Annotated in this window: 20 protein-coding genes; 1 reads left to right on the top strand and 19 read right to left on the bottom strand. The window is 44.4% G+C overall.

What is annotated here, in order from left to right:
- Positions 1-45: 45 nt before the first annotated feature.
- The 7 genes from ACHZES_RS23975 to ACHZES_RS23945 form a co-directional block, all read right to left on the bottom strand.
- Positions 46-4767, bottom strand: a complete 4722-nt coding sequence (locus ACHZES_RS23975; RefSeq protein ID WP_395547554.1) for an Ig-like domain-containing protein — start codon at positions 4765-4767, stop codon at positions 46-48.
- Positions 4768-5181: 414 nt separating this feature from the next.
- Positions 5182-6051 (bottom strand): shikimate dehydrogenase, encoded by an 870-nt coding sequence (locus tag ACHZES_RS23970; RefSeq protein ID WP_038279522.1) that lies wholly within the window; start codon positions 6049-6051, stop codon positions 5182-5184.
- Between the two features lie 151 nt (positions 6052-6202).
- A complete protein-coding gene (locus tag ACHZES_RS23965) occupies positions 6203-6880 on the bottom strand; it encodes a DUF554 domain-containing protein (protein ID WP_353655100.1) in 678 nt (225 codons plus the stop codon).
- A 127-nt stretch (positions 6881-7007) separates the two neighbouring features.
- On the bottom strand, positions 7008-7694 hold the full coding sequence (locus ACHZES_RS23960; protein WP_084719547.1) for an MgtC/SapB family protein: 687 nt from the start codon (positions 7692-7694) through the stop codon (positions 7008-7010).
- Between the two features lie 14 nt (positions 7695-7708).
- Positions 7709-8032 (bottom strand): RNHCP domain-containing protein, encoded by a 324-nt coding sequence (locus ACHZES_RS23955; RefSeq protein WP_038279528.1) that lies wholly within the window; start codon positions 8030-8032, stop codon positions 7709-7711.
- A 157-nt stretch (positions 8033-8189) separates the two neighbouring features.
- Entirely contained in the window at positions 8190-8969 is a 780-nt protein-coding gene (locus ACHZES_RS23950; protein WP_038279530.1) for a hypothetical protein, read from the bottom strand.
- A 212-nt stretch (positions 8970-9181) separates the two neighbouring features.
- Positions 9182-9700, bottom strand: coding sequence for a DUF1456 family protein (locus tag ACHZES_RS23945; protein WP_395547555.1), 519 nt, complete (start codon positions 9698-9700; stop codon positions 9182-9184).
- Between the two features lie 150 nt (positions 9701-9850).
- On the opposite strand from ACHZES_RS23945, the gene ACHZES_RS23940 reads away from it, so the two are divergent.
- Complete coding sequence (locus ACHZES_RS23940; RefSeq protein ID WP_395547556.1) at positions 9851-10813, top strand: aromatic acid exporter family protein; 963 nt, start codon at positions 9851-9853, stop codon at positions 10811-10813.
- 110 nt (positions 10814-10923) lie between these two features.
- Here the strand turns inward: ACHZES_RS23940 and ACHZES_RS23935 are convergent, their stop codons facing one another.
- The 12 genes from ACHZES_RS23935 to ACHZES_RS23880 all read right to left on the bottom strand — a co-directional run bounded on the left by ACHZES_RS23935 (position 10924) and on the right by ACHZES_RS23880 (position 20350).
- Positions 10924-11493 carry an N-acetylmuramoyl-L-alanine amidase gene (locus ACHZES_RS23935; RefSeq protein WP_154521034.1) on the bottom strand — a complete coding sequence of 190 codons (570 nt, stop codon included), beginning with the start codon at positions 11491-11493 and terminating at the stop codon, positions 10924-10926.
- A gap of 111 nt (positions 11494-11604) precedes the next feature.
- The gene (gene hypE, locus ACHZES_RS23930) at positions 11605-12582 is read right to left on the bottom strand and encodes a hydrogenase expression/formation protein HypE (protein ID WP_395547557.1); all 978 of its coding nucleotides are present in this window, start codon (positions 12580-12582) and stop codon (positions 11605-11607) included.
- 23 nt (positions 12583-12605) lie between these two features.
- Positions 12606-13643, bottom strand: a complete 1038-nt coding sequence (gene hypD / locus ACHZES_RS23925) for a hydrogenase formation protein HypD (protein WP_395547558.1) — start codon at positions 13641-13643, stop codon at positions 12606-12608.
- A gap of 3 nt (positions 13644-13646) precedes the next feature.
- The gene (locus tag ACHZES_RS23920; protein WP_038279545.1) at positions 13647-13862 is read right to left on the bottom strand and encodes a HypC/HybG/HupF family hydrogenase formation chaperone; all 216 of its coding nucleotides are present in this window, start codon (positions 13860-13862) and stop codon (positions 13647-13649) included.
- Positions 13835-16177 carry a carbamoyltransferase HypF gene (gene hypF / locus ACHZES_RS23915; RefSeq protein ID WP_395547559.1) on the bottom strand — a complete coding sequence of 781 codons (2343 nt, stop codon included), beginning with the start codon at positions 16175-16177 and terminating at the stop codon, positions 13835-13837. Before hypF ends, ACHZES_RS23920 begins: the two co-directional genes overlap by 28 nt.
- Positions 16141-16803 carry a hydrogenase nickel incorporation protein HypB gene (gene hypB, locus ACHZES_RS23910; protein ID WP_038279547.1) on the bottom strand — a complete coding sequence of 221 codons (663 nt, stop codon included), beginning with the start codon at positions 16801-16803 and terminating at the stop codon, positions 16141-16143. Before hypB ends, hypF begins: the two co-directional genes overlap by 37 nt.
- 14 nt (positions 16804-16817) lie before the next feature.
- Complete coding sequence (locus tag ACHZES_RS23905) at positions 16818-17156, bottom strand: hydrogenase maturation nickel metallochaperone HypA (protein WP_038279551.1); 339 nt, start codon at positions 17154-17156, stop codon at positions 16818-16820.
- Positions 17123-17473, bottom strand: coding sequence for a 4Fe-4S dicluster domain-containing protein (locus tag ACHZES_RS23900; RefSeq protein ID WP_242843073.1), 351 nt, complete (start codon positions 17471-17473; stop codon positions 17123-17125). The genes ACHZES_RS23905 and ACHZES_RS23900 overlap by 34 nt, the downstream gene beginning before the upstream one ends.
- A gap of 69 nt (positions 17474-17542) precedes the next feature.
- Complete coding sequence (locus tag ACHZES_RS23895; protein ID WP_038279554.1) at positions 17543-18622, bottom strand: nickel-dependent hydrogenase large subunit; 1080 nt, start codon at positions 18620-18622, stop codon at positions 17543-17545.
- A 36-nt stretch (positions 18623-18658) separates the two neighbouring features.
- A complete protein-coding gene (locus ACHZES_RS23890; protein ID WP_038279556.1) occupies positions 18659-19000 on the bottom strand; it encodes an NADH-quinone oxidoreductase subunit C in 342 nt (113 codons plus the stop codon).
- 18 nt (positions 19001-19018) lie between these two features.
- Entirely contained in the window at positions 19019-19441 is a 423-nt protein-coding gene (locus ACHZES_RS23885) for an NADH-quinone oxidoreductase subunit B family protein (protein ID WP_089991004.1), read from the bottom strand.
- A gap of 48 nt (positions 19442-19489) precedes the next feature.
- Complete coding sequence (locus tag ACHZES_RS23880; RefSeq protein WP_395547561.1) at positions 19490-20350, bottom strand: respiratory chain complex I subunit 1 family protein; 861 nt, start codon at positions 20348-20350, stop codon at positions 19490-19492.
- Between the last annotated feature and the right edge of the window lies 1 nt (position 20351).

The following is a 20351-nucleotide window of genomic DNA, read 5'->3' as shown; positions in this document are numbered from 1 at the left end:
AAATGGTCCCTGAAAGAGGGAACTCCCTCTTTCAGGTCAAATTGATCACTGGACCCAGGCTCCGTTATCATCTACCCGATATCCGTCTGCCGTTGTGGTACTGGTAGAAAGGGCTCCCATTGGTCTGCTTCCGCTTTCTCCAGTCTGATGTCCCCATTTGCCGTCTTCTGTCTTATGCCAGCCGGTTTCTCCTTTGGTAGCAGGATTAAAGTAATACCAGACCCCATTGATAAATACCCAGCCGGTTCTCATGGCACCGGACGAATCAAGGTAATACCAGTATCCATCTGATTCTTCTTTTACCCAGCCAGACTCCATGGAACCATCCTGGCTTAGTCTATACCATGTGCCCTGATCCACGATCCATCCGGTCTGCATGATACCGTCTTGATCGAATCGGTACCATTTCCCATTAATGCTTGCCCATTCGTTGGAAGCATAGGTTTTGTCTGCCTTTAAAAATCTCCAGGCCATTTCATTGACCTTCTGCCATTGTCCATTTATACTGCCCCCCGTCCTTGGAGAAGACGTGCCTCCTCCCGAACTGCCTGAGCCGGAACCGCCTCCCTGGGAATTCTCCTTTATCACCGTTATCTGGAAGACGTCTGTGAACACTTTAATGGCATTATTGACCGCTGTACGATAAGTGATGATCACATCCTTTACTCCCGGCACCGAAGTGTTTACATCTGATATCTCATAGCCGTTTATGATTTTTAATGAGCCATCACTGTACACGGCAGCCACCTTTAATCCGACATGGCTGATTCGCTCTCCTGTTTTGTATTTTGTCTGGTTCGGCAATGCAATAATTTTAATCCCTGTGACAATTCTGGTTTCCGTTCCCGAATTCCCGCTAAATTCCAGGCCTTCGACAGCCTCTTTCAAATTGTCATACGCCTGGTCTACCCGCTCCTGATCGCCCTTTGTAAGCGTCTTATCCTTTAAGACGGACTTAGCTTCTGAAAGAGCATCCTTTAACACCTCATAGGACTCCTCGGTATAATCCTTCTTGTTCTTGGATTCCGCGATGAGCACCAGATCCCGGAGAGCGGAAGTATCCGGTTTTAAATTCTCTTCTGAATCCAGATACCAGATTGCCTCCATCAAACTAATATATGCCTTATGTACTTCTGATTCGGTAGCCTTCTCATTGATCAGTACGGAAGCAGCCTGGTTGAATGCCTTTATAAAGCGGTTTTTAGCCACATCGGTCAGCTTATCCAATGCGCCCTGATTGACCAGATCCGCTGCTTCGGTATAGAGAACAAGGAGGGCATTCTTGTCTTCCGGTTCAATGATGTTCACGGTTACTGCGGCAAACTTCTGATTCGGATTTTCAATGGCCTCATGGCCGGTAAGATCCAGATATCCGATGCAGGTATAGGTGAACACCTTTTCCGGGTCATATGCATGATCCGGGAACCAGTATGCAATGGGTACTTCCGCTTCCTGCCCATTATCTAACCGTGCTGCTGCTGTTCCCGGAAGTCCCAGATCCTCCCATGGCGTTCCAACCAGTTGGATGATCGGAGCCATATCTCTGACCGAGACAACTTTATGCATCGCCTCCATGACATAAACCGTGCACCTTATGGGAAGCTTAACCCCATTTGCCTTCCCATACACTACAAAGTTACCCTCGCTCTGGTAATTTGCGGAATCAATGCTGTTCCATTCTACAGTGACATTCTTTTGTTCTCCATTTGAGTAACTGACTGATACCGTCTCCGGAAGAACCGGACTCTTCCCTGCCGGTGTTGATACGGAAACAGCTTCCACCGTTCTTTCGTAAACATTGCTTAATACCATGGTAGGAGCCATCTTTCCGCTAGTCTCTTTGGAAGCGAAATCAATGCCGCCGTTATCACCATTTGCATACTCGCCAAAATAATCAGTTGTCATAAGGAAGGAAAACTTTGTCTGACCCTTTTTAGCAAAAGCATTTTTTACCCAATCGGTCACATCCAGTTCTACAATATTCTCATGGACATCCCGGATGTTGGCATATACGATTTTTTTATCTTTGATCACCATGTTCTCAGAAGATGCATTGGGAGAGGAATTCCACGTCACCGTTCCTTCATTCCAAAGGTCATCCACCTCATAAACCTTGAGATAAAAATGATTGTTAATGGTTTTATAATCCGCCTCCGAAACCGGTCTTGTCATCTGCAGCTTTATGATAATGCTGGAGGCGGATCTTAGCATCTGCTCTTCATCACTTAAATCAAAGCCAATCAGCCCATTTCTGGTGTAGGAAGGCGAGTTATTGGCTGTTTTGACCTTAATCACATTGGGGTCGGAGCTTCCGTAAGCCTTGTTTCCGTCGCTTTGCTGGGTATAGGCATCTTTTGAAGTCACCTTTTCCGTTACGCTTGTTCCATCTCCCAGTTCACCGATGACCGTTACCTTTGCCCTGAATCGTTCCTTTAGACCTGAAACGGTCCCTTCTACCGTGATCTCACCTTCATGGGAATACTGTTCCAGGGTAAGGGTTTCCCATGTCACTCCAAGCTCCAGGGTCAGACCGCCTGTAAATTCTGCTGTGACCTTATCAGGGAGTACCGGGTAAATTCCTGCGAATGTCCATACTTCAACCGGCTCAAAGCGTTCCGGTGCATCTGCCACAATGATAGAAGCCACAACCTGATTGGACAATCCCGGCAGGACTCCGGCAAGTTCGATTACTCCCGTCTGTATGCAGTCCTCCTTAGTCAGTTCATCCCACTTAACCGGATAGTCATAGGATTCCCCATCCAGAATGATCTTTAAGGTTGCCGGCAGTTTCGGCACAACTCCGGGAGTCGTTACAATATGAACCTCCTCCACTTCCTCTGCCAGTTCATCTTCGCTGGAATATTCCAGAGCGCCTATATCCACACGTCCGGCAATGGTATTACCCATAATATCTTCAGTAGGCATGCCTTCGAGCCTCTGACCAGCGCGGATACAGGGAGATTCATCCGTCAGTTGATAAGGTTCTGCCAGCATCCGGATCCTGTCTTTGGTAAAATCGGAATCCATAAGGTCTTCCAGTTCCTCAAGAGGATACTTAAATCTGGAATAATCTTTCCCCGCCTTATAATCGATGAGCATGGGATCCTTAAATACATTTCCTTTGGCTACCAGGCTCTCCTTATTCAAAACAGGACCTGCACTGGTGTTTGCAATGGTATCCGGATAAAAACAGTTATTTTCTATCACGCTGTCATTATGTATGGTAGATCCCTGGGCTAAAACTGCAAAATCAATGGTTGCTCCATCTTTAGCCAGAACGATATTGTTTTTAAAATCCACAAAACAAGTTCTTTTGCTCATTCCGCCAAACAATGAGGTTTTTTTATCTTCTCCAAAAACAACGATGGTATTGTTATAAATTTTGCCTACGCCGGATCCCGCAGAAGATGTATTGTCATAATGGAAGGTCTGCTGCTGCATCCTGTTTTCTCCGGGGTAAGTGCCTGTACCGTCATTAATGCTTATGTTATAACGGAATATGGTATTTTTCTGGCTCGACATGAACAGCATGACACCGCCGCCGCAGTCATGGCTTAAATTATATTGAAAAATATTGTCCACATTCATCATATCGGAGTCAAAGGCCTCGCCGTCATCGTACCCGTACCGGTTGCCGTAAACTTCATTGTACTGTACGGTGACGTCATCAGCAAACATGGTCCAGCACTGGGCGTAGTTTACTGAACCCCGGTCAAAGCCGCAGGAGGAATTTACCATATTTCCCTCGATCAGTCCGCCTTTGGTTTCAGTCAGAACGATGCCGTCGCCCACGACATTTTCCAGATAATTATTGCGAATGGTCACATTGGAATAGTTTTTAAGGAATTCGTTTTTTCCCCAGCCGGAACCGGATATATCCGTATTGCATTTATTCCGGATTCCTTCAATCGCCACGTTCTTTACATAATTCCCCTCAATAAGCACATCCTCAAAAGCTGCCCGCCCCATGGCTTTTGCAGTCGGATTACCGTTGTCATCGATCGTAACCCGGTTTCCGTCTTTATCCAGGTAATGGCCCATAACGATGATGCCACCGGAAGTTTTTCCGCCTTTGAAGTTGGAGTTGACATCGTGTACATAGCAATTCTTCACAGTAATGTGTTTGTATCTCTTTTTCTGATTGGAAGAATAGATCAGGATCCCGGCACGTTCACTGGTACCGCTGTCCATGGCTTCCCCCATCTTATCCGTGTCTTCTAAATTCGTTACTTCCAGATTGTAAATTTCCCAGTACTCTTCATTGTAGATCGTCACTGCGCCGGTAATGGAAGGACCGGAGGTACCATTGCCATTAATCACCGGGCGGCTGCCTGCTCCATATGTATCAATGGTGATGGGTGCGCCCTCCCGGCCGCTTCCTTTGGGATTCAGTGCCTGATTCCAGATACCGTCCGCTTTTAACAGTATCTTGTCCCCAGGTAAAAAGGTTTTAGAATTGACCCTGTCAAAGGTCTTCCACGCAGTCTCTTCTGTTTTTCCGTCTCCACTGTCCATGCCATTTTGGGCATCCACGTAATACACCGTTCCCTCTTCTTTAAGTTCCTGTGTTTTCTGTGCATTGGATGCAGTGGCATAGCTGGCATTGGACCTTGTCGCCTTGTGTTCATCCAAGTCTTCATAGCTGTCCGGCGACATTTCCAGGACATCAGCAAATCCGATCATGTTTACGGGCAAGATGCCGATCATCATCACTGCTGCCATCATGCCAGCCGCTTTTCTTTTGAAAAGCCTGCTGCTTTTAAGCATAAGAAAAGATCCCCCTTACTTTTTACGCCCATATCCGTTTCGATTGAAACCATAAGTACTTTCTATAAAACAGCGGAGTTATGGCGCTTGTTTCTATAAAAAGTATAGCATTTATGGATCGGTGTAAAAATAAATCATCTTAAGGTTTTTGGCATTATCTTCATTTTTCTGTTTTTATTTATTACAGAATTTTACGATTTTTATATTTTCATCATCTTTTCATATTTGATATTTCTTAGGATTGCCTTAGGCCGATTACATTATAGCACAAACAAATAATAAGCAATACCCTTCGAACAGATCTCATCCGTCTCAGCAAAAAAGGTCCAAAGAACCGTTACCGATCCTTTGAACCTTTCTCCTATATTCCACACCGTCCCCGGACTTAGCCCGCTGTATTTAATTACTGACTCATTAACTGAAGAACAGTTCCTTTACTTCCTGTACAGGCATTTCCTGCCCTGTATAGAGCTTAAAGGCCTCGGCTCCCTGCCATACTAGCATTCCCTGTCCGTCAATGCATGTGCAGCCTGCCGCCTTTGCCTCTCTTAACATTTTCGTTTCCTTTGGATTGTATACCGCATCAACTACGACTAAGCCAGGGTGATACATGGTAACATCCTTTACCACGCTCTCATTATCCATTGGCTTCATCCCGACAATGGTGGCATTCGCCAAAATATCACTGGAAGCAATCTCTTCTCTCATCTTTTCAATATCTGCAATGTCATATACGTTTACAATGCATTCCGGCTTTTCCTGCCTGATCTTTTCGGCCAGTTGAAGGGTTCTCTCAAAGAATGCATCCTTTATGTTAAAGACGGAAATTTCCCTGGCTCCCTCCAGGGCACACTGCACCTGGATTGCGGCAGCCGCTCCGCCTCCGCCGCAGACAATGATCTTCTTGCCGGCAATTTCTACTCCGTGGTCACGGAGATTATCCACAAAGCCCTTGCCATCCGTAATATGCCCGATCAGCCTTCCATCTTCATTTACAATGGTATTGACCGCGCCAATGATACGAGCGGCGGGTGATAACTCATCCATGTATTTCACTGTTTCATTTTTACAGGGCATGGTCACGTTGCAGCCCCTCATGCGGAATGTTTTTATGGCTTCAATTGCCTTTTCAACCTCATCCACCTTGATATCAAAAGCAAGATATGCATAATCCAGACCCAGCTTCTCAAAGCAATAATTATACATAGCCGGTGAACCAGAATGCCCTACCGGTGAACCAATCAAACCTAACAAACCTGTTTTTCCCGAAATTCTTTTTTCCATTGTCTTTTCTCCTTCATCGATTGCCCATCTTTTCCGGGCAGGATCCACCCCGTTTTAGCGGGTGTAAAGGTATGCCTGTATTAACGATAAGATACACTTCTTTCACCGGCTTGTCAACAATTTCCTTTCGTCAGGCTTAGAATCGGTACAATCATAGAATGGCTTTTATTAAGAACCATAAGACAGGCACCAATAAAGAAGGAAGCATATTTAACGTATTACAGTTCTTAATCTTTAATATGGAAAGACCGGAACTAAAGATTAAAAAGCCGCCCACAAGTGAAATCTCAGTTAATAATTCGGGAGTTAAAAAAACAGACAGGCGGCCGGAAAAAAGATAGATACTTCCCTGCCACAAAAACAGAATTACTGCGGATATTGCAATCCCAATCCCATAGGTGGATGCCAGAACCATGGATGTTACAAAGTCCAGGGTGGCATTTGTAAACAGATAGGTATTGTTTCCATGAAGAGCACTTTCCATGGGACCCAGAATTGAAAGCGTTCCAATGCAGAACAGTAATATGGCCGTAGACAGCCCCTGACTCAAATCTCCTTTTGAAAAACGGGCTACAACCTTGTCAAACTTCTCCATCAGATTTAACCTGGCTCCAAGGAGGCTGCCTACTGCAAGGCTGATGATAAACAACACAGGAAAGCTGCTTTTAGGCATATTTTGTACGACTGCATTGATGCCCAGTCCACAGGCGGAAAGTCCCATGGCATTGTATAATGCATCCTGATATTTCTCGTCGATCCCCTTTTTCAAACAAGTTCCTATTACACTGCCGGTCAGAATCGCAGCTGTATTTACAATGGTCCCGATCACGTTCGCTCTTCCTCTCTGTCATAACTAGTCTTCCATAGTTTTCATGTTTTTCCTATGAAAAACAGTATAACAGATTCCTTCCATTTTGCAAGACATTGTATCATTGGTTCTGCGATTCTTTGCCGGTTTATGCCACCTCTCTTACATAAAGAATACCAGGCAATTGCCTGATTTCTTCTATGATCTTTATATGGTTTACCTTATGGTGGAAATTGACATCAAAGGTCAGGGTGCCAAATTCCCCGTTTAAAGTCTTTATTTTACCGGCTTCCATATCAAAAATTTCGAAATGAGATTGTTCTGTATACAGGGATAGATTCTGCATGGAAAATTCTTCGTTGTATTCCAAATATATTTCCATAGTTTTTGCATGGGTTTTTATGTAAAGATCAATCTTTTTTAAATACATTAGAGAAAAAATAATAAAAATACTTCCTATAATGGCTCCGCCGTAAAAACCGATTCCAACCGCCAGGCCAACCGCTGCAGCCGCCCAGATGCCCGCCGCAGTTGTAAGGCCCCTGATCTCGTTTTTAGAGGTAGTGATAATGGTTCCGGCTCCTAAAAAACCAATTCCGCTTACTACCTGGGATGCCATTCGGGTAGGATCCACATTGGTATAGATTGTTGCAATATATTGATTGGTAATCATAATAAGGGCTGAGCCGCACCCTACCAGGAGGTAAGTCATAAAACCTGCCGGTCGGTTTCTTAAACCTCTTTCCATTCCGATTGCCCCACATAATATAATGGACAGAAAAAGCCGGAATGCAATGGAGGCAATATTTACCTGCGATAACATATAATGAATCAATCACCTCTCCCGCTCTATGTAATCAAATACATAAGTTCCTGAATCAATTCTTTATTATCTGGCTGGCACTTACCTTCACAAATGACATTGTGTCTGTATGTCCCGCACCTGGTACACCGGTGGATCAGTTGAAATCCCTTTTTCGTATGGTATCGGATCCCTGTCGGCTCCATAAGCCCCTTGCAGCTGTTTTTTCTGTCACCCGGGATTTCGCCATCTACATGGAGAGAAAACAGGCAAAAGGGGCAATGGTTTCTGTAAGTGCCGTTTGGTATGGGCAATACCTCTCTTTTACAATTTTGACAGATGAATGCTGTATTCAATATTCTTTTCTGCATAAAAAATCGCCTCCATTTTTAAAAAACGGAGGCAATGTCTCATGATTCTATCACAATGAGCCGCATATTAGAATCTATGCAGCCTCCGTTTTTCATATTCTTTTCTTCTGTTACGCTCATATTCCATGCGCATCACTCCTTTTCTTTCCCCAACTCTCTACTGGCCCAAGGGCTTTAACCTGTTCACCAGGCAGAAGTACTGGTAAAATTCTTCTGCATCTTTCCGACGCTCCGCATCAGTCAGACCATTTTGCATATCATAAAGAATCTTTTGCATAATCATATTGGAAAAATATTTAAGCTCCACATTTCCCCATTTTGAAATCTCCCCTCCATCGGAAAAATAATCCCAGTAGAACAGAGTTTCTTTATCATTTAACTGAATCCTGTATTTTTCGTTGCTTTGAATCATCCCATCCCTGCAGGCAGAGCTTTCAAAATTGTCCTGCAGCATAAAGGCCCCTATAATGCGCCTTCTCTTTTCTGCTACCCCCTTAGGGCATTCCGTAAGGAGACAGGCCGAATTCAGTTTAAGCCGGACCGGAAGTTTAGGTTTTCCTTTGGAGGCACCGCTCTGATAGGAACCTGCATAGACTGACCAGGTAGAAAAAACACTTCCCTTATCATTCTCTACAAATCCAAAAGCAGCCTGAGAATCGGGACGGATCTTCAAGCTCTGTATTTCTTCCAGACGTTCCTGCTCACTGATTTCCTCCGCCCGTCTGCTTTCTTCTTCCTCCATGATATGCTTCAGCATATTGTTCATTTCTGTTTGTACTTTTTTATCCTTTAGTGTCAGAAATTTGTTAAAAGAATTAGGATACAAGAACTTTTTTTCACCCTGAGGGAACAGGATCGTGATGTATTTCTCCTGAAGCTCCATAACCTTCCCTTCACCGAACTTCATGTGACTGACTTCCATTCCTTCCAACTGCATAATGTTCCTCCTTTCAAAAAAAAGAAGGGCTTTTCATATCCATGCCATTGGCACAATACTAAAAGCCCTTCTTAAAAAGACGGTTCTTTACATGTCAATTATAAGATTGTTCATGAAACATCAAATCTTCTGTAACGCTCGGATTTAACGTCTAATTACATTATAACACAAAAAAAATAATAAGCAAGGCCCCCCCCTGTATCTTCAGACAACTATCTGTATCGGATCGCGAGGCCCTTTAAGAAATTCCTGATATACCGGTCCTGGCATTCCTTATAATTGCGCTGCCCTTCCCTCCGCAAAAGTGCACTTAATTCGCCGTTGGACAAATTGATTCCTACCGAATTAAAAATATCGAGCATGTCTTCACCGGTGAGGGACAGAGCGATTTTAACTTTCTTAAGCAGGACATTATTGACTGATCGGTGATCCTTCACCATGAACAGCTGTTTTTCCGGCTCACCCGTCTTTGATTCCTGCTTTCCCCGTTTAAAAATAATATAACCGTTTAAAAAGGACTCCAGCGTAAAATCATTGCAGATGTCCCTGTCTTTATCATCAATTGCCTTCTGCTCTGCGGAAGGACTTATATCGGCCTGAGGCTTTGTCAGAAGCCTTCGGACCCCTTCCTTAGTAATCGTGATTCCGCCCAGTTTGAATATTTCAATCATATCAGAATCCTTAATATCCATCGCATACCGCAATCTTATTAATATATCGTTGTTATCCACTCGGTTCCTCCTTAGGAAATACATTTTTACATGAAAACTGCAATATAGGAATTATACTAACTTGTGAAGGAAATAGCAATCTTTCTAATGGGATGTTTTTAAAAATATGGTATACTGGTATTATAAACTGCATTTTTAGAGGTAACACATATGGACAAAGAAAAGATTATAAAAAGCATTAAAATCGCCGCAGCCGCCGTGCTTGCAATTACCATTGCGGCTGAGCTTGGTTTAAAGTATTCTGCTACGGCCGGCATCATCACGGTGCTCAGCATACAGAATACCAAGAGAGAAACCATTAAAAGCGCCAGGAACCGGACGCTTGCCTTTGTATGCGCGTTAATACTGGCTGCCGCTTCTTTTCATCTTTTGGGCTTTACGCTTTTTGCATTTGCCTGGTACCTTCTATTATTCGCCCTGCTTTGCCTGTATGCGGACTGGGGAGAAGCAATTGCCATGGATTCTGTCTTAATCACTCATTTTCTGTCCGAGCGATCCATGTCTGTGCCTCTCATAGGTAATGAGATTGCCCTGTTCTTAATTGGTACTACCGTTGGGGTTCTGGTCAATATGCACCTTCGGAAGAAGGAAAAAGTATTTCAGAAACTGGCAGATGTTGTGGATTTACAGATAAAGGGGATCTTAAGCCGCATGTCTCTCTGGCTGATGGAAGAAGATAAAAGCGGATATAGCCCGGATTGTCTGATACAGCTTAAGGAAAGCCTGGACCTTGCCAGAACATGTGCGCTTAATAATTACAACAATGCCCTTTGGAAAAAGGATTCTTATGAGGTGGATTATATCCAGATGCGTCAGCAGCAAAGCATGGTTCTTCAGGAAATCTATGAAAATATCAAAAGCATCACCTGCCTGCCCAGGCAGGCAAAACAGGTGGCACTGCTTTTTGAAGGAATTGAACAGGGGTACCACAGGGAAAATACAGCAGAAGGACTTCTAAAGGATTTAGACCTTTTATTTCAGGATTTAAAAAGCCATGAGCTTCCTTCCAACCGGGAGGAATTTGAAGCAAGAGCAATTCTGTTTTATATTTTAAAGCAGACAAAAAAACTGCTGGTGATAAAGAGGGAATTTATTCTGGCCCATCGCAGATAAGAGCCGCCCGACATCCCACCCACAGAAAAATGCCCTCCTTGCAGCAAATAGATGAATTCCTCATCCAATTACCACAAAGGGAGCATATCACAGCAGCCTGATTAAAAACATTACGCGAAACCAAAATACCTCATAAAGCCTAAGAAAATGCCATAGGCAAATCCATACTGATCATTACGCAGCTTATCGGCATCCGACAAGTTGCTTAAGTAACCCAATTCAATAAGGTTGGACGGCATATTTGTATTTCTTAATACATAAAGGGACGGATTTTCCCTGATCCCGTTGTTTGCCGTACCAGCCACCTGGTTTATCCCTTCCATGAGATGTTCCGCCAGCCACTGAGACTGAGTATAATACTGATAAATATATACTTCCGTTCCATTAATTGCCGGATTCGGATTCACATTACAATGGATACTGATAAAATAGTCGGCCGGCCAATCATTTGCCATCGCTACTCTCTGCGCCAAACTGGTAGTATTATTGGTTCCTAATACGGTATTGGGTTCCGGCCTTGATACGCGCGCCTCAAACCTTGGGTCACTGTTTAACAAATTTTGCAGATAAATTCCAACCTGAAAATTAATTTCAGACTCGCTTAAACCATTGGCCTCCGCCCCACTGTTAAAAAAGCCGCTAGGATTATGACCTTGATCGATAAATATTTTAATAGCCATATTAGCATTTCCTTTCATACTTAACTATAATAAATATATGACATAATCCTGCGAATGCCACATTTTATCCAGTTATTTGGCTATTATTACATATAAAAACACGAGTTTCCCCTAGCAGATTCTGGGCAGGCCCTCTCCATATAAAACATCAATGGTTCTGCTTCCCTGCAGCCTGGTTTTCATTGTTACGCCCCTGCCTTCCATAACAGTACCAATAATTCTGGCATTTTTTCCATATTTGCTTTTCTGAATTGCCTGCAGAGCCTTTTGCGCCTGATTTTCAGGAACAACTGCTATCATTTTCCCTTCATTTGCCATATAGAGAGGATCAAGGCCAAGGATATCGCAAAAGCCTCTCACCGGGGCGCTGACCGGAAGAGCTTCCTCCCATATCTCCACTTTGCAGGAGGACTGGTCTGCTGCCTCATTAAGGACCGTAGCAAGTCCGCCCCTGGTAACATCCCTCATGCAATGGACCCGGATATTTTCGTCAAAAAGATTTTTTACGATGGAATAGAGGGGAGCGCAGTCACTTGCGATCTGATTTTCAATTCCCATCCGGTGAGACAGAATGGCAGCATGATGCTCTCCTAAATTCCCGGATAGAATAATGGCATCCTTGGGCCTGCAGTTCGAGATGCTGATCCCTTCCTTTTGGATCTCTCCTATTCCGGAAGTATTGATATAAATTCCACCGTTTCCTTCCACCACTTTTGTATCACCGGCTACAATCCTTACTCCAGCCTCTTTTGCCGCCTGGGCCATGGAGGCAGCAATCTGCTCGATGATCTCAAGCTCCGCGCCTTCTTCTATAATAAACCCTGCAGTCAAAAATCTTGGAGCAGCTCCCATCATGGAAAGGTCGTTCACTGTCCCGCATACCGCAAGCTTTCCTATATTCCCACCTTTAAAAAACAGGGGTGTGACTACAAAGGAATCCGTAGTATAGGCAATTTTCCCCGTTATATTTAATACCGCGGCATCTTCCAGTTTATTTAAGGTTTTATTATTAAAGTGTTTTAGGAATACCTCGTTAATGAGATTGCCGGTCTGCTTTCCTCCGCTGCCGTAGGACATATCGATTTTCATAGCTTTGCCTCCTCTTCCTATGATCATGAATTCTGATACCAGATGCCGCAGGATCCTTCCGGAGACACCATACAGGGGCCAACTGCGTGAAGCGGATTACAGACGATCTTAAACAGCGGGCAATCTGACGGATTGATCCGTCCAAGAATCACATCCGTACACTTGCAGCCAATTGGCATATCCTCTTTAGTCTCTTCTTCCCCGCTTCCTGCATCATAGGCTCCGTATTCTTCCTTAAGTCTCAGAGCAGATCCTTCTATAATCCCGATTCCCCGCCAAAAGCCATCGGCTGCTTCAAAATATTCCTTGATAAAAGCGGCTGCTTTCTGGTTCCCCTCCTCTGTCACAGCACTGGCATACATATTTTTCACCTCATAGCGCTGCTTCTTGATCTGGGTCATGATCTCATATATGGCGGCAAGGATATGCTCTCCTTCAAAGCCTGCTATTACAAAAGGCTTTCGGTATCTGTCCGCCAGTTCCCGGTATGCTTTGCTTCCGGTGATTACGCTGACATGTCCGGGGCTTAAAAATCCATCGATGTTTTTCTCATTTTCGCAAATAAAGGAAAGAGCCGGTACAATGGTCATTAAGGAAGTCATGAGTTTTAAATTATTTAGTTTCTTCTGCCGGATTTCCTCAAGAAGCAGGGCATAAACAGGAACCGTGGTTTCAAACCCCACTGCCGCAAAGATATATTGGATCTCTCTGTTTTGTTCCGCTTCCGCGACTGCCATAAGTGGAGAATAGAGGATCTTTACCTTGCCTCCGGCCGCCTTTGCCTCTGTCAGTGTCATCTTGCTTCCTTTGACTTTCATCATATCTCCAAAGGTCAGCACACAATGGTTCTCCTTTAGGGAATATTCAGTCAGCTTATCAATATAGGCGGAGGGGGTAACACAGACCGGACAGCCCGGACCGGAAATCAACTGGATCTTGGGAGAGATCATGGAACGGATGCCGTTTTTAAAGATACTGGACGTATGGGTTCCGCATACTTCCATGATCTTTACCGGCCTTCCATCATAATTTTTTAATTCATCGATCACCTGGTCAATCATATTCTACTGTTCCTCCTGAAGCTGGGAAAATATCGAGAGAATTTCCTCGGCTAAGTCTTCCTTTAAGACATCAATCACACAGCCGGCATGTATGAGAACATAATCTCCGATTTTCGCATCCACCAGTTTTATATTGGCATCGGTAATGTTGTCCATAATATTGACTTTTGCATAATCACCTTTTATCTGTATTATTTTTCCCGGTACTGCAACACACATGGCATCCTGTCCTTTCCAAATCCATAATTGGATTTTAAATAGTTATTTCCCAGATAAGCCTGACCCAGGCTCACTCCTCCATCGTTTGGAGGAACAGACCTGTTCAAATAAACGTTAAATCCCTTTTCCTTTAAAAGCCTGACCGTATGCTCTGTCAGCAGGGAATTCTGAAAAACTCCGCCGCTTAAGGCTACGTTATTGCTTAAGTATTTTTTCTCCAGCCTTTCGCACACAGATGCGGCGGCTTGCGCCAGGGCAAGATGAAAGCCAAGGGCAAGAGCCCCTGTCTCCACCTTATTCCTCATACAGCAAAGAGCCTCAAAAACCGGCCGGGGATCTAATTCCAGGATCCCCTCCTTATCCTTTATGCCAAAACACAAGTCAGCCGGCTTTATATCTCCTCTTTCTGCAAGCACAGCCTCTTTTTCAAACAATATGGCGCATTCCCCTTCATAACGGCTCTCATGTCCGATATTTAAAACAGATGCTGCTGCATCAAATAGACGCCCCATACTGGAAGTAAACACCCTGTTGACGTTATGCTCCAGTGCGGCTTTTATCACTCCGATTCTCTCATCCTGGACATAAGCTTCAAGGCCTTCATGAAGCAGAAAGCAGGACGCCGTTTTCCTGGCATCCTTCATAGACCCGTCACCGCCCAGAATGGGAAACATGCTTACATGGGCTGCCCGTATGAAGTCACTTCCCTCACAGACAAGAAACTCTCCGCCCCATATGTTCCCGTCCGTTCCATAGCCGGTCCCGTCAAACGCAACTCCGATTACAGGCCCCTTTAAAACGTGCTCAGCCATGACCGATGCAATATGAGCATGATGATGCTGTACCTTAAGAACAGGAAGCCCCAAAGCTTCCGCAAAACGTGCCGAATGATAATTGGGATGGAGATCACATACCGCTAACCCCGGAGCCATTCGTAACAGCCTGGTCAGATCTTCATAGGATCTTTGATATTCCTCCATCACTGCGTCTTCCTCCAGGTCCCCGAAATACTGGGATACCACTGCATTTCCCTTTTGGCAAAGACAAAAGGCAGCCTTTAAATCTCCACCCGCCGCAAAAATCCCGGTGTTTGTCCCATTATCCTTTCCTTCTTCCTGAGAAAGAAAAACAGGATAAGGGACATAGCCTCTGCTTCTTCGGATCAGCTGAGGCTTACCCTCTATGATTTTGGCAACAGAATCATCAACAGAACGGACGATCCTTCTTTTATTATATAATACTCCGCTTAGATAAGGGGATGAGAGAGCCAGCATAGGGCCATCCTCCCGTATAATAGGCTGTCCGGAAAAATTGGCGCTTGTCATGATAAGAGGTCCATGTTCTTCAGTCAGCATATGCTGAAGGGGCGTGTACGGCAGAAAGGCACCGCAAGAAAGACTACCATTCCCAGTAGAAGGTGCCATAAGTTCCTGTTTCAAGGAAAGCAGCACGATTGGCCTTGCTTTTGATTCCAGCAATGCCGTTTCTTCCTCAGAGACCAGACAGTGCTTTTTTATCTCCGAAATATTCGGAAACATGACCGCAAAAGGCTTTTCCTCCCTCCCCTTTAATTTACGAAGCCGGTTTACGGTTTCTTCCAAAAAAGGAGAACAAACCAGATGAAAGCCCCCAATCCCCTTTACCGCAACAATGCCTCCTTGTGACAGAACCTTTACCGTCTTTTCATACGCTTCCCTTTCTAACAGTTCATGAAAGTCATTTACCTTATCCTGATAGATTAGGTAGGGGCCGCAGTCGTTGCAGGAAATGGTCTGTGCATGAAAACGTCTGCTTTCCGGTGAGGTATATTCTTCCCGGCAGGCATCACACATGGGAAAATCCTCCATGGAAGTTCTGTTTCTGTCATAAGGCAAATCTTCCATGATGGTATATCTGGGGCCGCAGGACATGCAGCTGGTAAAGGGATTTTGGTATCTTCTGTCCGATGCGTCGGAAAGCTCTCTCATGCATTCCGGACAAACCGGCAGATCCGGCGGGATCACTAGTATTTCCGCACTGGACTCACTCTTTATAATGAGGAAATCTTTAAACTCCATGAAAGGAAGTTCCTCAGTTTCCATCTTTATGATTTCATATCCGCCCCTCTTGTTTTCCTTAAGGTCAGATAGGAACCGGTCAAGAACTGCCTCTTTGGACTGTGCCACGATCTCAACATAGCCGCCCACATTGCGGACCGTCCCCTTTATCCCGTATTGTTTGGCTGCACGATAAACAAGGGGCCGGAATCCAACCCCTTGTACAATGCCGTAAACCTTTATTATTTTTGCAATGACCTTGTTTTTTCCACAATCCATTCTACTACCTTTTCGTAACCTTCTTCTGTCTTTCCAGATACCTTGATCACCGGAGCCGTTTGATTCAAAGCCCGGACTCCCTTCATAAAAAAGTCCTCGTCAAAATCAATATATGGCAGAAGGTCACATTTATTCAATAAAATCAAGTCGGCTTTTTCAAAAGCAAGGGGATATTTATAGGGCTTATCACTGCCCTCTGTTACGGTAGAAATCAGCATCTTTGCATGTTCACCGATCATGAATTCGGCAGGACACACTAAATTGCCGATATTCTCAATAAACAAAACTCCATCGCTGATATTCAGTTCATCCACCGCTTCTCCGATCAAGGGAGAATCCAGATGGCAGGCTCCGCCTGTATTGATCTGAATGGCCTTTACTCCAAGGGACTGGAGAGTTTTCGTATCAAAGTCCGCCTCAATATCTCCTTCGATTACATAAGAGGTCACATCTGTAAGGCGTTTGATAATCTGTATTAAGGAGGTAGTTTTTCCCGCTCCCGGTGCTCCCATTACATTGATGGCATAGATGCCTTTACTTGTTAATGATGCATTGATCTGTGATGCAACCTGGTCATTCTTGTCGTAGACCGACTGCATGATTTCTATTTCCTTATTCTCAGACATCGTTTCCTCCATTTCTAAACTTCAATCGACTTAATATAAAATTCTTGTCCAATCTCTGTGGGACGGCCTTCTCCTTTGCAGAAAGGACATTCAAAGGTGAAGGGCTTCCGGACAAATAATTTGCCGCAGGCACTGCATTTAAGCTCAGGTGTTACCCTTTTAATATGAAGCTTTGCTTTCTCACAAGGAGTTCCTTCCGCTATTATATCAAAATAAAGTTCAATGGAACTGGCCACATAACCGCAAGTATCTCCCACCACCAGATGAATGACCTTTACTTCCTCTGCATGGTTTTTTTCAGCATATTCTCCGGCAATTTCTATGATTCGCTGGGTGATTGGGTATTCATGCATTTTACATATTCATCCCTTACATTTCCGTATGATGGCTCTGTGTATTGATTTTCCATCCTCAGACATTTCTTCGGACATACTTCGCTGCAATAACCGCATTGAATACACTGAAGCCTCTCAATGCTCCAAAGAGCTTTCGATTTATCTGTTTGAATGGCTCCTGTGGGACACTTTCTTTCACACATCCCACAGAAGATACAATCATCTATCGATATCTCGATTTTTCCTCTGGTGCGTTCATATGTTTCTTTTCGCTTAACCGGATATGGAACCGTATAGGGACCATGTAACAGGTTTTTTAAAAGCGTCTTTGACATCCTTAATATAGACATACTATCCTCAATTCCGCTGTTCTTTCCAGCAATGATATCTATGGACCGGGCCTGTCATCGCTCGGTACAGCTGATGCATGGATCAATGGTAAGGATCAGAATCGGCACATCGGCAAGAGAACAGTTCTTTAACGTCTCTAACAAGGCCGGGACATTGGCAAAGGTAGGAGTACGGACCCTGACTCTGTCTAAGAATTTTGTTCCGTTTGCCTTTGCATAATAAAGCACCTCTCCTCTCGGCTGCTCCAAACGGGTAAAATGCTCTCCCTTTGGATTACCCGTCACTTTTCTTTTTACCTCACCATCGGGTATGATGGCAATGCACTGCCTGATCAGATCAATGGACTGGAACAATTCCCCGATCCGGACTTTGGTTCTTGCATAGCAGTCCCCGCCCTGATCTGTGATCGGTTTAAAATCCAGTTGATTATATGCTGCATATCCCTGGGACCTTATATCCATTTCAATCCCACTGGCCCTTGCCATGGGACCGACCGCTCCCAGTTCGAAAGCCGCCTCCCTAGACAGTACGCCAACTCCTTTTGTACGGAGTTTTACGGTTGAATCGTTTAAAAATACGGCGGCAGCCTCCTTTAATTCCTTCTCCATGGCGGTTAAGACCTCTTTCATCTTATTTAAGGTCTCAGAAGAGATATCCTTTTTCACACCGCCCACTTCGCATACGGAAAATATAACCCTGCCTCCGGTAGTCTCTTCAAAAATATCCAGAATCTGCTCTCTTAACTTCCAGGACTGCATGAACAGACTTTCAAATCCAAAAGCATCTGCCAAAAGGCCCAGCCATAAAAGATGGCTGTGGAGACGGGAAAGCTCTGCCCATATGGTCCGCAGGAATTTTGCCCGTTCCGGGATTTCCACCTCCATAATGCTTTCTATAGACATACAGTATCCCATGCCATGCATAAAGGAGCAGATGCCGCAGATCCGCTCCGCAACATAGACATACTGCTGATAATCCTTCTTTTCTACCAGTTTTTCCAGACCTCTGTGAATATATCCGATTCTGGGGATCGCCTCAATAACCCTTTCATCCTCCAAAACCAGATCCAAATGGATCGGTTCCGGAAGCACCGGATGCTGAGGACCAAACGGAACAATTGTCCTGTTTCCCATAAGTAGCCTCCATTCTGACGCCAGATGGCATCATGCCTAATCGTTCATTTGAAACGGTGTTTTGACCGGAATCTTATACAAGCTATCGTTAAAGTCCGGCATTATACCTGTGATCTTTACTCCAAACAGTTCCTTTATCTCATTTTCATATAGAAAGGAATACGGATAAATAATACTGATACTTGGCAGTTCTGTCTCTGTATCGGTTAAGATCCGAAGGTTTAAAAGCTCATGATCCTTATCAAAGGAATAGGTCAATTCCATGCCGTCTTTATTGGTACAGGTTACAGCAACAAGCCGGTAACCGTCATTTTTTATTTTCAGTGTCTCCGCCAGCAGATCATTTGCGGAGATCTCTTTTAATATCTGTTCAGCCATAATTTGCCTCCTAATGCATCAACGTTTCTTTCTCTTTTCTTCCAGAATATCAAGCGCTTTCACTACGCCGTCAATAATCGATTCCGGACGAGCTGCACAGCCCGGTACATAAACATCCACCGGGATCACCTTCCCTACTCCGCCAACCACGTTATAGCACTCTGCAAAAATGCCTCCTGAGGTGGCACAGATTCCAACAGCCACCACTGCCTTTGGATCAGGCATCTGTTCATATAGTTGTTTTACAACCGGGATATTCTGCTCATTTACGCTGCCGGTAATGAGTAAAATATCCGCATGCTTTGGATTGCCTGTATTGATGATTCCAAAACGTTCCACATCATAAAGAGGTGTCAGACATGCCAGTACCTCGATATCACAGCCGTTGCAGCTGGTTCCGTCATAATGCAGAATCCATGGCGATTTTTTTACAACACTCATAATATCCTCCATTCCGCCTCTTGGCAGCTTTCATGACCTGCCGGAAAATCACTTAAAAAATGACAGGATGATTAAGTTTACCGTACCCATGATTCCGGTAACGATCCACGCTGATTTAAGAGCCTGCTGCCATTTCACCCTGGCAGCTCCATTATCTATGATGATCTCAAGAAAATAAACCAACAGACATACGATGACCGCAAATACATGGCTCATAGGCGCAGCCGTTGCAAAAAACACATAAACAAGTGCCAGAGCAATAATCACTTCATACCAGTGAGTTACCTCAATCACAGCCAGATCCTTACCGGAATACTCCGTGGTAATTCCCTTTACGATTTCCTGATGCCCATGATGGGACATGCTTAAATCAAAGGGAGATTTTCTAAGCTTAAATGTCAGGATAAATATAAGTCCAACAAACACTCCCGGAAGATAGACGATCGAAGGCGTTTGTGCCGCTACGATATCCTTTACAAAGAAACTGTTTTCCGCATAATAGAGGCCAACGCAGGTAAGCAGTACCATAGGCTCATAAGCCATGATCTGCAGCAATTCCCGTTCCGAACCAATGGTGTTATAAGGAGAATTGGAGGCATAACCGCCCAATACGAAAAATACGGAGCCAAGAGTCAAAGCAAATATGGCTAACAGGATATCTCCCCCTGAAAGCAGGATCACAGTGGTAAATATCACGAATGCAAGGGAGATATACACGAAGAAACGGTGCATGGAATTCACCTCAATGGATTCCTTCTGACACAGCTTCAGTACATCATAAAATGGCTGAAGTAAGGGCGGTCCCTGTCTCCCCTGAAGCCTGGCTGATATAATACGGTCAATACCGGTCAGCAACCCTCCGGCAACAGGAGCAAGCATGGCGATCCCTATCAAGATTAAAATATTCATA

Origin of the sequence: Lacrimispora sanguinis (assembly GCF_044987295.1) — a bacterium.
GTDB classification, from domain to species: domain Bacteria; phylum Bacillota; class Clostridia; order Lachnospirales; family Lachnospiraceae; genus Lacrimispora; species Lacrimispora celerecrescens_B.
The sequence above is the reverse complement of the archived record's forward strand: the minus strand, read 5'-3'. Positions and strand labels throughout refer to the sequence as shown.

Excerpts from the sequence above, each read along its gene's own strand:
- ACHZES_RS23975 (WP_395547554.1), bottom strand. The coding sequence starts at position 4,767 with ATGCTTAAAAGCAGCAGGCTTTTCAAAAGAAAAGCGGCTGGCATGATG.
- ACHZES_RS23970 (WP_038279522.1), bottom strand. The coding sequence starts at position 6,051 with ATGGAAAAAAGAATTTCGGGAAAAACAGGTTTGTTAGGTTTGATTGGT.
- ACHZES_RS23955 (WP_038279528.1), bottom strand. The coding sequence starts at position 8,032 with ATGCAGAAAAGAATATTGAATACAGCATTCATCTGTCAAAATTGTAAA.
- ACHZES_RS23950 (WP_038279530.1), bottom strand. The coding sequence starts at position 8,969 with ATGCAGTTGGAAGGAATGGAAGTCAGTCACATGAAGTTCGGTGAAGGG.
- ACHZES_RS23940 (WP_395547556.1), top strand. The coding sequence starts at position 9,851 with ATGGACAAAGAAAAGATTATAAAAAGCATTAAAATCGCCGCAGCCGCC.
- ACHZES_RS23935 (WP_154521034.1), bottom strand. The coding sequence starts at position 11,493 with ATGGCTATTAAAATATTTATCGATCAAGGTCATAATCCTAGCGGCTTT.
- hypE (WP_395547557.1), bottom strand. The coding sequence starts at position 12,582 with ATGAAAATCGATATGTCCTACGGCAGCGGAGGAAAGCAGACCGGCAAT.
- hypD (WP_395547558.1), bottom strand. The coding sequence starts at position 13,643 with ATGATTGACCAGGTGATCGATGAATTAAAAAATTATGATGGAAGGCCG.
- ACHZES_RS23920 (WP_038279545.1), bottom strand. The coding sequence starts at position 13,862 with ATGTGTGTTGCAGTACCGGGAAAAATAATACAGATAAAAGGTGATTAT.
- hypF (WP_395547559.1), bottom strand. The coding sequence starts at position 16,177 with ATGGATTGTGGAAAAAACAAGGTCATTGCAAAAATAATAAAGGTTTAC.
- hypB (WP_038279547.1), bottom strand. The coding sequence starts at position 16,803 with ATGTCTGAGAATAAGGAAATAGAAATCATGCAGTCGGTCTACGACAAG.
- ACHZES_RS23905 (WP_038279551.1), bottom strand. The coding sequence starts at position 17,156 with ATGCATGAATACCCAATCACCCAGCGAATCATAGAAATTGCCGGAGAA.
- ACHZES_RS23900 (WP_242843073.1), bottom strand. The coding sequence starts at position 17,473 with ATGTCAAAGACGCTTTTAAAAAACCTGTTACATGGTCCCTATACGGTT.
- ACHZES_RS23895 (WP_038279554.1), bottom strand. The coding sequence starts at position 18,622 with ATGGGAAACAGGACAATTGTTCCGTTTGGTCCTCAGCATCCGGTGCTT.
- ACHZES_RS23890 (WP_038279556.1), bottom strand. The coding sequence starts at position 19,000 with ATGGCTGAACAGATATTAAAAGAGATCTCCGCAAATGATCTGCTGGCG.
- ACHZES_RS23885 (WP_089991004.1), bottom strand. The coding sequence starts at position 19,441 with ATGAGTGTTGTAAAAAAATCGCCATGGATTCTGCATTATGACGGAACC.
- ACHZES_RS23880 (WP_395547561.1), bottom strand. The coding sequence starts at position 20,350 with ATGAATATTTTAATCTTGATAGGGATCGCCATGCTTGCTCCTGTTGCC.